Below are 13,559 nucleotides of genomic sequence, written 5' to 3'. Positions count from 1 at the left end.
CCACCATTAACATCATTGTCTGGACGATTTCTCAACTTCGGTGAAAGTCATTGCGAACCATTTATGGAATAGATCGCTTCGTTACTCTGTTCCTCGTGGTGACATAATCCACTGTCATAGAGACCTATCTATGAAAATATCACCTTAGAGTAAAAGATCCCCAATCTTGTTATCAAAACTGGGGATCTTGCTATTTTTCTTTAAAATTTCAACAAGTCTTCTAAAAAGCCAGACCAAGTAACACCACTTCATTTGAACTGTAGTACTTCAACCCTGTCACTTAAGAAGATGCGCCCTGCATCTTTGCCCAGGTATCTTTCAGACCTACGGTTCTGTTAAAAACCGGTTTGCCTGATACAGAGTCCTTGTCACTTGTAAAATAACCTATGCGCAGAAACTGGTAGCTCTGCAACGGTTTAACGTCTGCCAGAGAGGGTTCTGCAAATGCAGTAATAACTTTCAAAGAATCAGGGTCTACGTTATCGGTGAAAACCTCACCTTTCTTCCTGCGTCCCGGATTTGGGATTGTGAATAAGTGATCATACAGACGCACTTCTGCTTCTATATAATGTCTTGCAGACACCCAGTGAGCAGTTCCTTTAACACGACGTCCATCATCTGTCCACCCGCCACGGCTTGCGGGGTCATATGTACACCGTAGCTCAACTATCTCTCCGTTATCATCTTTTACCACTTCTTCACATTTGATATAATATGCATGTTTAAGACGCATCTCCTGTCCTGGCGACAGCCTGAAATACTTCTTAGGCGGGTTTTCCATAAAGTCGTCCCGCTCTATATATATATCACGGCAGAAAGGGATCTCCCTTTTCCCGTCAGATTCATTTTCAGGGTTATTTTCAGCGTCAAGCATCTCTTCTTTATCTTCCGGATAGTTTGTTATAACCACTTTCAGAGGATCAGTCACGACCATAACACGTTGTGCAATTTTGTTAAGGTCTTCCCTGACACAATATTCCAGCTGTGCGTATTCGACGATCGAATTTGCTTTGGACACTCCTATCATCTCGGAAAAGTTCTTTATGGACTGGGCAGTATATCCGCGCCTGCGGAGTCCGGCAATTGTCGGCATTCTTGGGTCATCCCACCCGCTGACGTACCCCTCGTTTACCAGTGTAAGCAGATTTCTCTTGCTCATCATAGTATATGTGAGGTTCAGTCTGGCAAACTCTATCTGCTGCGGATGAAATACGCCGAGCTGCTCAAGAAACCAGTCATAAAGCGGTCTGTGATCTTCAAACTCAAGGGTACAGATAGAGTGAGTAACTCCTTCTATCGAATCCTCCAGTCCGTGTGCAAAATCATACATCGGATATATGCACCATTTGTCGCCTGTGCGGTGGTGCTCAGAATGCGCAATACGATATATTATAGGGTCACGCATGTTCATATTAGGAGAAGACATATCAATCTTCGCCCTAAGAACACATTCACCCTCTTTGAATTCCCCATTTTTCATCTTTTCAAGAAGCTCAAGATTCTCTGCCGGTGTACGATCTCTGAAAGGGCTCTCTTTTCCTGGTTCTTTCAGTGTGCCTCTGTACTCTTTGATTTCTTCAGGAGTGAGGCTGTCAACATAGGCTTTACCGTCGTTGACAAGTTGTACAGCAAGTTCATAAAAACGGTCGAAATAGTCCGAAGCATAGAACTCCGTCTCGCCCCAGTCAAAACCGAGCCATTTTACATCTTCTTTAATTGAATCAACATATTCTGTATCTTCTTTCAAAGGGTTAGTATCGTCAAAACGAAGATTGCATTTGCCGCCAAACTCCTCTGCCAGACCAAAGTTCAGACAGATGGACTTTGCATGACCAATGTGCAGATATCCGTTAGGCTCCGGCGGAAAACGGGTGTGGATGCGTCCGTCATTTTTCCCGTCTTCAAGGTCTTTTCTGATAATATTCTTTATAAAATTCGATGGCTTATTCTCTTCCATAATTATTACCCTATCGTTTCTGATGCTTTTTTAATTCTTCTCACTGTGCGGTCTTTCCCCATGTGAGAAAGCATATCAAAGAGATCAGGACCACCGCCAACACCTGTCACAGCAAGCCTTACAGCCGGATTTATTTTACCAGGAGACATTTCAAGTGAATCAGCTACAGAGTGAAAAGTAGTTTCAAGACTGTCCCTGTTCCAGACGGCAACGCCCGGCAGTTCTGCTACAAGTTTCTCCAAAGCGGGTTTGACAGCTTCTTTGAATTGCTTGGCAGCCTGTTTTTCATTATACTCTTCAGGGTCTTTAAAGAAATAGTCGGCAGTTTCCGCAAGCTCGGTAACCTTCTTAGAACGAATCTGAAGAAGTTTTACAACGCCTTCCGCATAATCTCTGTCGTCAACAACCAGCCCTCTTTCCTGCCACATAGGAATCACTTCATCAGCAAGCTTATCAGAAGGATATGTTTCCATATAATGTCCATTCATCCACTCCAGCTTCTGTTCATCGAAAACAGCAGGTTTGGATGATATCTTTTTCGCAGTGAATGCCTCAACAATCTCTTCAACAGTCATTATCTCTCTGTCGTCACCCGGGTTCCATCCGAGAAGTGCAAGAAAGTTGAATAGCGCCTCGGGGAGATACCCCCCCCTCTTGTAATCCATTACACTCGCAGCACCTTTCCTTTTTGAAAGCTTGCCTCCTGTCGGAGAGAGTATAACAGGGAGGTGCGCAAAAACTGGAGCTTCCCAGCCAAATGCTTTATAAAGGAGGACATGCCTTGGAGTGGACGCAATCCATTCATCACCGCGCATAACGTGAGATATTTTCATAAAATGGTCGTCAACTACAGATGCAAGGTGATATGTAGGGAAACCGTCGGTTTTCAGAAGTACAGTATCGTCAACCATATTAACCGGCGTTTCTATTATACCCCGAACCATATCTTCAAAAGAGATCGCTCCCTCCAGAGGGGCTTTAAGCCGCACTACATAAGGTTTTCCATCATCAATATTCTCTTGTATTTCATCAGCAGAGAGGTTTCGGCATGTTCTGTCATAGCCCCCGTGCTGTTCTTTGCGTGCTTCTTTCTCTTTACGTACCTGATCCAGCCTCTCCGGTGTGCAGAAACATTTATAAGCATGACCTTCAGCGATGAGTTGTTCGGCGTGTTTCTGGTACAGCTCAAGCCTTTCTGACTGGATGTAAGGTCCGAAATCACCATCTTTCTCAGGACCTTCATCCCACTCTAACCCCATCCAGCGGAGGCTTTCAAAAATTTCTTTTAAAGAATCTTCCTGAAATCTGGTTCTATCTGTATCTTCTATTCTCAGGAGGAATTTACCACCTGTGGCTTTTGCAAAAAGGTAATTAAAGAGAGCAGTTCTTGCCCCGCCAACATGAAGGTAGCCTGTTGGTGATGGTGCAAAACGCACTCTAATATCTGCGTTGTTCATCATATCTCCATTAGTCATTTCTATCGGATGCTAATATTAGACTACTTCTCTGATGTTTTCAACTGTTCTTAGGCTTTAATCTCTTGTTTTTAATAGCTTTTCTGATATATTAACTATATGGATATAAACTGTGAAAATCATTTTTATGATAAGTATGTTACAAGTACTTTCGATATTGCATACGCTCTTTCAAAAGCGCTCGACCTTGTTAACCCTTTAATAAACAACCATCATCAACGTGTGGCATTCATAGCCGGAAGCATAGCCAGAGAAGCTGGATATACAGACAAAGAAGTTGAAAATGTAATACTCGCATCCCTCGTTCACGATATAGGCGTTGTTGTTGAAAAAGAATTCCATGAGCTTGTGGGTGAAGAGGAAACATACGAAAGAGAGCTGAGTCATGTTCTGGTCGGTTCATACCTTCTCAAAGACCTTAATATTTTCCCCGATATATCCCAGCTTGTCAAATATCACCACACTCCATATAAAATAGAAAAAAACTTATTGTCCGAAACTGAAGCAGTTCCGGAACTTGCATATATAATTCACCTTGCAGACAGGATAGACATAATGCTGCTCCGTGACAAACCGGCACTAGAACAACGAAATCACGTTATAAAGAAAATTAGCACAGCTCCAAAAAACAAATTTCACCCCATGCACTCAGAGGCATTTCTGAGACTTGCAGAACGTGAACATTTCTGGTTTGATATCGAAGAACAGGACAAGTATCCTCTTATTAAATACAGTTTCAGATTCTCCCATATTAATATGACGCTGAACGAAATACTTGAAACTGCAAAACTCCTTAGCCGCATCATAGACTTCAGATGCGTATTTACTGCCACACATTCAGCAGGTGTGGCGGCAGTGGCTCAGCATCTTGCGGAACTAAGCGGAATGACAGAGATAGAATGTAAAGCCGCTCAGATAGCAGGATATCTTCACGACATAGGTAAACTAGCTATCCCATCAGAAATTCTCTATAAAAATGATAAATTAAATGACGAAGAAATTCAGATATTGCGTAAACATCCGTACTTTACCTATACAATACTGAACCATTTTCAGATATTTGACACTATCAAAGACTGGGCAGCATTCCATCATGAATTTCTCAACGGCACCGGCTACCCGTTTCACCTCAGCGGGCACAAACTCTGCAAAGGAAGCCGGATAATGACTGTCGCCGATATTTTTACCGCCATGACGGAAGAACGACCTTACCGAACCTGTGAACCCAAGGAAAACTTTATAAATATAATACGTGACATGGTTAAAAAGGACCTTATAGATTCAGAGATAGTTGAACTGCTCATAAATAACTACGATGCCGTGTTCTGCACCAGGGAAAAAGCACAAAAAATAGCTAACGAAGAGTTTAACTTATTCAGAAAAAATATCTTATCAAACGAAGCATGTCATAAGAACAAAAACTTCATTAATGTATTGAATACTTGATCCAACTCAATAAAATATTAATTCGTAAATTTAACTATTGCATTTAATTTTAAAAGTATAATTATACATGCATATATACAAGAAGTGCACTTAACAGACAATATTAAATATGATTTAACTTTATTTAATAAGTAATATATGTTAAATCACTATTTGGAAAGACACAAATTTTTTCCATAATTTCGGGGTGTAAAATGAAAATGAGCGTTAAGACGAAGGTAACACTTCTCTCAGCACTACCAGTGATATTGACAGTGTTCATTATGACGACATTCTTTTATCTTCAAATCTCAAAACTCGGCAACAGTGAGATTAGCTCTTTTAAAAACAGCATGATGAACAGTAAAAAAAATGAACTCAAAAGTTATCTTGAAATTGCTTTTTCAGCAATCGAATCGATATACCAGAATGCTGACTCCAACGATCCGGCAGCAAAACAAAAGGCTGCTGATGTTCTGATGTCACTACACTATGGTGATGATGGATATTTTTTTGCAACAGATTATAACTCAGTAGTAAAATCACACAGACTGAACCCTGAACTTGTCGGGCAGAACATGTCTGATTTCCAGGACAGCAACGGTGTACGACTTTTCGAAGAATTGGTCAAAGTAGCTAAAAATGGTAGCGGATTTGTTCAGTATGTCTGGCCGAAAGCTTCTAAAAATGCAGAAGTTGCAAAGCTGAGTTACTCTTTAGGACTGGACAAATGGAACTGGATCATAGGAACAGGCTTCTACATTGATGACATACAGGATGCTGTTGCAGTAAAACAGGAACAACTTGAAAAGCAGATTACGACTCTCTTTACCACAGTTGTAATAATTGCACTGCTTATTATCGCAGGTGTAACGGGTATATCATTCTTCTTTTCAAACCTTATGACCAAAAGCATCATACTCGCCAACAGGTTCCTTAAAGAAGTATCAGACGGTGAAGGAGACCTGACTAAGGCACTGCCTGTCCTATCACAAGACGAGGTAGGTATGATGTCTACTCACTTTAACATATTCATTCAGAAACTTAACGATATAATCTCTGTTGTAAAAGAAAGCTCGCAGTCAGTTGCGTCAGGCAGCACTGAGCTTGCAAGTGCTACAGAGGAGCTTTCAGTAACGATGCAGGATCAGGCGTCTCAGATAACATCTGTGGCAAGTGCTACAGAAGAGATAACTGTTTCCTCGAATGAAGTTCTACAGGCTCTTCAGGAAGCGAACCAGCAGACTGCAAACGCAGACAGGCTCACAGCAGAAGGTAAAAGCAAACTTCTCAGCTCTGTAAACGAAGTGATGGAAATAAAAGAACGTGTTGAAAAACTCGGAACAACTATTGGGAACCTCTCTGAATCTTCCGCTGAAATAGGAAATATTATAAGCGTTATTAACGACATCGCAGACCAGACAAATCTTCTTGCACTCAACGCAGCAATCGAAGCGGCAAGGGCAGGAGAACACGGACGCGGCTTTGCTGTTGTTGCTGATGAGGTCAGAAAACTCGCCGAACGTACACAGACAGCGACAAAAGAGATAGAAACAATCATCGGCAGCCTTCAGTCTGAAACTAAAAATGCAAATAAAGATATGCAGGAGACAACCCATAAAGTTGTAGAAGGAGCGGAAGCTATCAAGGAGACCGAAAGTATCTTTGAGCAGATTGTTAGTTCTGTTGAGTCCATCCACACAACCAACGACATAATAACAGGCTCCATCGAAGAGCAGGTTACAGCAATAAATAATATCAATGACAACGCTCAGGTCATTTCAGCCGGCATAGAGCAGAGCTCCACCGCTGTGAGCGAGATTACCAAAACAGTTGTAGACCTTCAGCAGCAGGCAGACGATCTCCATATGCTAGTAGACAAGTTTAAGACGAAATAAAGCTAAGACGTAAACAAGATTGGCGAAATATGGAAAAGCGGGTTTTTATGCCCGCTTTTTTTGTGGAGTATATATGTTTGAAAAAACTAACTGTTCTAACCGGCAAGCTCTATCTTATGCTCAGCTTTCAGTTTATTCATAAAAGTGTAGAAAAGCTTAAGACGTTTCTGTGAGATAAGCTCTCTTTCAGCACTCTGCGCGTCACTGAAACGGACATCGCTAGCCATCAGTTCGCGAATATCCTCTTCTGTATATTTAACTTTGTCATTAACTTCTTTTTTGAGCACAGCACTCAGCATAGCTGATTCTGTGGAAACATTCCCCATGGTATGAGATGTAACAAAACTGTCACCCTCTTCAACATTCTCTTTAGCATATTCCAGCAGCAGCTTTCTATTAACATAATGATTAAAAAGCTCCTTTCTGCCTTCCTTAGAGTCCATCTTCTTGCGGTAATTATCGCCGAGAAGAGTATCAACATAACTTTGCAGCTCTGCCGCTTTCACAGCATTGCCGTCAATATATCCTACAACATCGTCCATGTTTCTGTTAAATGCAGAAACAGAAATCATCCCTGCAACAGCAACTAATAATACTAAAATAATAAGTGTCTTTTTCATCTTTTTATACTCCTCTTAGAGCTTGTAAGTAAAGGCAGGGAGCCTGAAGCCCCCTGCCGAATGTTATTTGTTACTTAATCAGTTCATCAGCCGGTGAAGGTGACGGAAGATCGATATGTACTGCTTTGTAAAGCGGTGTTTTAGGATCATTCAGATTAAGTTCTTTTACTCTGCGTTTATCGTATGCATCGTAAATAGGATGAGGCGGATACTCTTTACCGAGATATTTATCAAGGTTATCGTATCTTGCCATCCAGAGATTCCATGCATCTTCTGTGATCAGCTCTTTTTTGTATGCCTGCTCAACGTTAGCTTTAGCTTTTTCCCAGTAGTCAGGAATAATCTTATAGAGCGCAGGAACATTAAACTGCTCTGCTGTCACTATAGAAAAAAGTGAGCCAGGGAAATCATAAAGCTTGTATGTGAAGAATTTAGCAGGAGAATCACTTTCATAGATTTTCTTAGCTTCTTCAACACCGCGTTCAGCACCCCAAGCTATCATAGCCTGAAGGTTGTGCTGGAGTTCCCATATACCGTGCCACTGAACATAGTCAGCCGCAGCCATAGCTGATCCCATACGGAATCTTCTACCTTCGTGGTGCCATGAGTTATACATAAGTTCAGAAGCTGCTGTATACCAGCTTGCATTGAGGACAGTGTTAGAGAACTGTTTCTCTTCGCCGGTTGCAACAATTTTGTCTTTAAGAACTTTTATAAGACCGAGTGACTCATATTTCTTTGTCCAGTAAACGAATTGTCTGCGGATTTCGTTGTACTGAAGGTTTACAAGGTCGTAAACAAGGATATATTCATCAATGAAAGTTGGAGCGTGACATGTTTTACAAACAGTCTTCATACGTTCTGCTTTCTTCTCCCATGTACCAAGCTCTTCTTCGAACCAAATAGTTCTGTATGACCATGGAGCCTGAGCTTCCCATGCAAGACGTTCAGATACGTTGTGAGTTGATTTTACAGAAGTTCCAGGTACTGCATCCATATGGCATGTTGAACATACAGGAGCTTCTATTGGAATTCTGTCTACTTCAGATGAATTATAGCTCAGATCCCAGTCTTTCCCTTTAGCAGCAAAGATATTACCATGTTTTGACTCATAGTAGATCTCTTTCTGCGGGTGGTCAGGACCAAGGTGACACTCACCGCAAGTATTAGGGTTTCTAGCAAGAGACACATCAAAAGAGTGCTTAGAGTGGCAGATATCACATTCGCCTACAGACCCGTCAGGCCACATGGCTGAAAGATTGTGACAGTTTTCGCAGCCCTGTTTTGTACCTACGATAGGTTCAAAAACAGCTCTGTCAGCAGCAGCATAAAGCCAGAAAGGATATGCGTGCTTAGATTTTGTGTGCTCTTCAACTTCCTGCTCGTGGCATGTTGCGCAGTCTTTCGGGGTTGGGTGTGAAGCAACTACAGGGTGACCTTTCTTAGTATAAGCATCGAAATCGCTCGCTTCTGCGGAGTGGCAGTCAAGACAACCGATTCCATTTTGTGCGTGAGCACTTTCTGCATACTGATCATGCACTTTCGGAGCAATACGTTCTTTCTCGTGGCAGTCGACACATTTCTGTGATTCAGCATCGAGTGTGATGTCTTTGTATGTCACAGCATAACCTGTGCTTGCTACAAGCATCATAACCATTGCTATCAGAAAAAGTGTGACTTTTGGCAAAGACAATGAATACTTTCTCATTTAGTCTACCTCCTAATGTAACTATGAAAAGTGTAAATGTAATAATTAAAAGAAGGTGTAAAAGATGTTTTCATGACGTAAACATTGTAAAGACCACATCTTTACTTTTTTTACAGACACATATAAGTTAAAATACTGTAAATAGTTATATCAGGTTGGTGACACAAATTATGAACAACAACTCAGGCATCAAAATACTCGTTGTGGACGATGATCCGGATATTCTTGAAGTGCTGCGCCTTCTGCTGGATCTGGAAGGTTACAACGTTATCACTGCATCAAACGGCATTACAGGACTTGCACTCGCCAGAGAAAATACTCCGGACATGATCGTTCTTGACCTCAACCTACCGGATATCAACGGGCAGCAGATATGTAAGATAATAAGGAGCGAACTGGACATCCCTATTATGATATTGTCTGCAAGAGATAATGTGTCAGACAAAGTTGTCTGCCTTGAATACGGCGCTGATGACTACATGACAAAACCGTTTGAAAATATAGAGCTTATAGCACGTGTTAAGGCTATCCTGCGCAGATCAGAAAAAAATAACACAAGTCAGGAAGCCGGAACAGGCGATGTGCTGATTTTTCACCATATGACTATAGACAAGGCCAGCAGGCAGGTTTTCATAAAAGACGAAAAAGTTGCACTGACACCAAAAGAATATGAGATACTTCTTTATTTCGTGGGCAAAACAGGGCATGTTCTCTCCCGTGATGACATTGTTAATGATATATGGGGTAAAAACTCTATTTATTCATGGTCCAGAAGCCTTGATGTTCATATCAAAAATTTACGGCAGAAAATTGAAATCAACCCTAAAAATCCTGATATAGTAAAAACGGTATCTGGCGTGGGGTATAAGATCAAAAAATGAAACTGACAGGAAAGCTGGTCTTCAGCATCACAGTTGTGCTTATCATTATCGTACTGGGGACAGTTAACTTCTTTTGGGTCAGCCAGAAGGATCTGCTTATGCAGCAAGCACATACACAAGCTAAGACCCTTTTTGAGATGCTTATCGTTACGAGGCAGTGGGTGGCGGAAAACAGAGATGAGATCAAGCCTGTGCCCGCTGTAGCGACAAAAATGCTTTCAGAATACGCCAGAGTGATGACGGATTTCCGTTTCCACATCACAAGCGATATGCTTATAAATCCTGAAAACGCACCGGATGATTTTGAAAAACGTGCACTGGCTAAATTCAGAAATAACGCACGGGAATATCACGAAATCATCACTGTCAAAAAAGAACACTACTATAAATACATGGCTCCTTTATATGTTAATAACGCCTGTATGGAATGCCACGAGTATCAGGGGTATGAAATAGGCGACCTCCGCGGCGGTATTTCCGTCACTCTCCCCTTGAAAGACATAGAAGCGACCCTGCACAAAAACAACAGAAACTACTACGTAATAGGCTTCCTGTCATTTCTGGGAATAGTTGCAACAGTTATCTTTCTGGTAAAAGCACTTGTACTACGGCACATTGACAGACTGACAAAAGCAGCGCAGTCATACAAAACAGGAGATTTCTCTCAGGAAGTTGAGCTAAAAACAGGTGATGAAATACAGGAACTTTCAGAAGCATTTGAAATTATGCGTCAAAGTATCCTTGAAAATGAAGATCATCTGAAATCAGAACTCAAAAAAGTCAGCACCCAGTACACATCAGTTTTGACAGAGCTTAAAGAGCGAAACGATGAACTCAAGACTATTAATACATTTAAAACAGACATTCTGGACTCGCTCTCTCATGAGCTGCGCACTCCCCTTACAAAGATAATAGCCTATTCAAACCTGCTGATTGAAAAGGGGCTGAACTGCGAAACAGAAGTTAAGGACAAAGCTCTGGACGCTGTGAACCGCAGTGCAAAGTTACTGAACACCCTCTTTAACGAAATCATTACCCTCTCACGCTTGGAGAGCAACCAGCACCCTTATCACTTTATCCCTGTGGAACTGAAAATGATGGTTAAAGATATAATGCATCTGCTCGAAAAAGAAATATCAGATAAAAAAATAACAACGAAAATTAATATACCGGACGATGCCATGCTATGCATTGACGGTGAATCTTTCAGACATGTTCTGACTAACCTTATATCCAATGCTGTCAAATTTAATAAACCAGAAGGCTCAATCACTATCACCTATTCGGAAAACGAAACTCACAAAGCACTCGCCTTCACGGACACCGGAGCAGGAATACCGGCAAATGAACTTAACCGTATTACTGAACGCTTTTACAGGGCCTCTAATGTGAAATACAGCTTCTCCGGAACAGGACTCGGACTTTCAATAGTGAAACGTATTATGGACGGACATAAGGGTTTCCTCGAGGTATCTTCAGAGGAAGACAAGGGCGCAACATTCAAAATACATATCCCCAGACAATTAAAATGCAGCAGCAGCCTTCATGGGGACGAATAGACTTAACCTATACTTAATATTTTAAACACAAATATACTGTTGAATCATATTTTAATCCTTGTTAACCTTTAATAAGGTGATGTATGTTCAGTGCTAATATTAAGAGTGTGCACAACTCTGTTAAAAACATTGCGGCGGAGCACTTATCCAAACCTAACAAGAATATCCACCAGGCATTAATGATGGCAGAGATCTTTAAAACAGCAGAAATAACCGCCTGTACTCTGGTTTCGGAAACAGAAAAAGAGCACATGGAGTGTAAAGCGGGGTGCTCTGTATGCTGCCGTGTAAACATACCTGTTCTTCTCCCTGAAGCCATTGCCGTGAAAGAATTCATTATCGAAACAAAATCAAAGAGTGAAATTAACACTTTAAAAATCGAAATGGAAAAACATCTCGGTCAGATCAAGTTTATGGATGAAGAAGAGAGAATTTTCATAAACAAGAAATGTATTTTTCTTGATGATACAGGCAGATGCAGTATCTATCCTGTGCGCCCTCTGATGTGCAGGTCAGTGACTTCCGCAGATGCCTCAGCATGCAAAGATGCTATGAGTATGATCGCTCTGAACGAATCCATACCAGTCCCTATGAACATAAAGCATAAAAATGTTATGGAGACCGCATTTAAAGCCTTAGCAGAAAGCTTAAAAGAAGCAGGGCTTTGCGATAAAAGCAGGGAAATCACCTATTCGGTTCTGCATGCACTGCAGCATTAGTATTCGCATCGTATATTTATTTAAATATTAACTGAATGTTCGATTGACTGTAAACCATTTGAAGGGAATACTTGTACTATACGTAATCTAACTTTATTGAGGTGTTTTATGAAGAAATCAATTCTCGCTCTTACTTTTGTTCTCGCCCTTACAATGTTTGCAGCTGCTTCTTCGGACGGCAGCTCAGAGTATGTAAAATGTAAAGGCTGCCACGGATCAGATGGCTCAAAAGCGCCTCTGGGTGTTGATTCTGCCATTATAAAAGGTCAGTCCAAAGCCGAAATTGCAAACAAGCTTAAAGGCTATAAAGACGACACATACGGCGGCGCTAAGAAAAGCATTATGAAAAGCCAGTCAAAAAGACTGTCTGATGATGACATAGCTGCACTGGCAGACTATATCTCAAAATTCTAACAGCTTATGCGAAATAAACTTTTAGCATTTGCCATCCTAACCTTAACTATATCTTTGTCCCTGCCGGCCTATGCTGCTGACAATATCATGTCAGACAGTGCAGGAAGCCAGACTGAGATGCCTGACATGGATCATCAAAACCATAAAATGACCGACAGTGAAGATATGGATATGAAAGACCATGTTCATAAAGAACCAACAAAAGAGGAACAAATAAACATCGGTGTTACCGAAAAACTAGGTAAACAGGTTGCTCTTGATGCAGTTTTCACAGACTCCGAAGGTAATACCATCAGGCTCGCCGATATAGTAAATAAACCAACCATATTTGCTCCTGTTTACTACAGCTGTCCTAACGTATGCAACTTCCTTCAGGAGAGTCTCGCAGATGTTGTCCCACAGGTTAAGCTCAAACCAGGTGAAGATTTTCAGGTTATTTCTGTCAGTTTTGATGAAAACGACACACCGGAAACTGCCAAAAACAAGAAGATTAACTATATGAAGGCTGCTGACGGACAAATACCGGCGGATTCATGGTACTTTCTCAGCGGTGACCGGGAAAACATACTGAAATTCACGGACTCCGTTGGTTTCAAATTCCTGAGGCGCGGTGTGGATTTTGCACATCCGGTTGCAATTATGGCTGTCTCCCCCACAGGTAAGATAGTCCGTTATCTATACGGAACAGACATTCTTCCGTTTGAACTCACGATGGCAACCGTTGAAGCCAGTAAAGAGCAGACAGGGCTATCTGTGAAAAAACTTGTTTCATACTGTTTCAGCTATGATCCGCAAGGGAAGAAATATGTTTTTAATGTAATGAGGGTTTCAGGGTTTGTTGTCCTGACAGTTCTCTTCATATTCGCCGGATTCTTATTTTTCGGCGGCAAAAAAAGAAAGTAA

Annotated in this window: 11 protein-coding genes; 7 read left to right on the top strand and 4 right to left on the bottom strand. The window is 41.4% G+C overall.

The window, feature by feature from the left end; translation table 11 throughout:
• Nucleotides 1-280: 280 nt before the first annotated feature.
• Both DACET_RS05125 and gltX read right to left on the bottom strand, forming a co-directional pair.
• Nucleotides 281-1,957: a glutamine--tRNA ligase/YqeY domain fusion protein gene (locus DACET_RS05125; RefSeq protein ID WP_013010326.1), complete on the bottom strand. Its 1,677-nt coding sequence runs from the start codon at nucleotides 1,955-1,957 to the stop codon at nucleotides 281-283.
• A gap of 5 nt (nucleotides 1,958-1,962) precedes the next feature.
• The gene (gltX, locus tag DACET_RS05120; RefSeq protein ID WP_041229906.1) at nucleotides 1,963-3,417 is read right to left on the bottom strand and encodes a glutamate--tRNA ligase; all 1,455 of its coding nucleotides are present in this window, start codon (nucleotides 3,415-3,417) and stop codon (nucleotides 1,963-1,965) included.
• 114 nt (nucleotides 3,418-3,531) lie between these two features.
• On the opposite strand from gltX, the gene DACET_RS05115 reads away from it, so the two are divergent.
• A complete protein-coding gene (locus DACET_RS05115; protein ID WP_013010324.1) occupies nucleotides 3,532-4,878 on the top strand; it encodes an HD-GYP domain-containing protein in 1,347 nt (448 codons plus the stop codon).
• A 194-nt stretch (nucleotides 4,879-5,072) separates the two neighbouring features.
• Nucleotides 5,073-6,755 carry a methyl-accepting chemotaxis protein gene (locus tag DACET_RS05110; protein WP_013010323.1) on the top strand — a complete coding sequence of 561 codons (1,683 nt, stop codon included), beginning with the start codon at nucleotides 5,073-5,075 and terminating at the stop codon, nucleotides 6,753-6,755.
• A 95-nt stretch (nucleotides 6,756-6,850) separates the two neighbouring features.
• On the opposite strand, the gene DACET_RS05105 is transcribed toward DACET_RS05110, so the two are convergent.
• Nucleotides 6,851-7,375, bottom strand: coding sequence for a SurA N-terminal domain-containing protein (locus DACET_RS05105; RefSeq protein ID WP_013010322.1), 525 nt, complete (start codon nucleotides 7,373-7,375; stop codon nucleotides 6,851-6,853).
• A 70-nt stretch (nucleotides 7,376-7,445) separates the two neighbouring features.
• Complete coding sequence (locus tag DACET_RS05100) at nucleotides 7,446-9,083, bottom strand: multiheme c-type cytochrome (RefSeq protein WP_013010321.1); 1,638 nt, start codon at nucleotides 9,081-9,083, stop codon at nucleotides 7,446-7,448.
• 170 nt (nucleotides 9,084-9,253) lie between these two features.
• Between DACET_RS05100 and DACET_RS05095 the strand changes: the two genes are divergently transcribed.
• The 5 genes from DACET_RS05095 to DACET_RS05075 all read left to right on the top strand — a co-directional run bounded on the left by DACET_RS05095 (nucleotide 9,254) and on the right by DACET_RS05075 (nucleotide 13,559).
• Nucleotides 9,254-9,964 (top strand): response regulator transcription factor, encoded by a 711-nt coding sequence (locus DACET_RS05095; protein ID WP_013010320.1) that lies wholly within the window; start codon nucleotides 9,254-9,256, stop codon nucleotides 9,962-9,964.
• Nucleotides 9,961-11,523, top strand: coding sequence for a sensor histidine kinase (locus DACET_RS05090; protein ID WP_013010319.1), 1,563 nt, complete (start codon nucleotides 9,961-9,963; stop codon nucleotides 11,521-11,523). The genes DACET_RS05095 and DACET_RS05090 overlap by 4 nt, the downstream gene beginning before the upstream one ends.
• 83 nt (nucleotides 11,524-11,606) lie before the next feature.
• The gene (locus tag DACET_RS05085) at nucleotides 11,607-12,242 is read left to right on the top strand and encodes a YkgJ family cysteine cluster protein (protein WP_013010318.1); all 636 of its coding nucleotides are present in this window, start codon (nucleotides 11,607-11,609) and stop codon (nucleotides 12,240-12,242) included.
• 108 nt (nucleotides 12,243-12,350) lie between these two features.
• Complete coding sequence (locus DACET_RS05080; RefSeq protein ID WP_013010317.1) at nucleotides 12,351-12,656, top strand: c-type cytochrome; 306 nt, start codon at nucleotides 12,351-12,353, stop codon at nucleotides 12,654-12,656.
• A 6-nt stretch (nucleotides 12,657-12,662) separates the two neighbouring features.
• The gene (locus DACET_RS05075; protein ID WP_013010316.1) at nucleotides 12,663-13,559 is read left to right on the top strand and encodes an SCO family protein; all 897 of its coding nucleotides are present in this window, start codon (nucleotides 12,663-12,665) and stop codon (nucleotides 13,557-13,559) included.

The organism is Denitrovibrio acetiphilus DSM 12809 (assembly GCF_000025725.1).
Classification (GTDB): domain Bacteria; phylum Chrysiogenota; class Deferribacteres; order Deferribacterales; family Geovibrionaceae; genus Denitrovibrio; species Denitrovibrio acetiphilus.
This window is presented reverse-complemented; position numbering and strand designations above follow the sequence as displayed.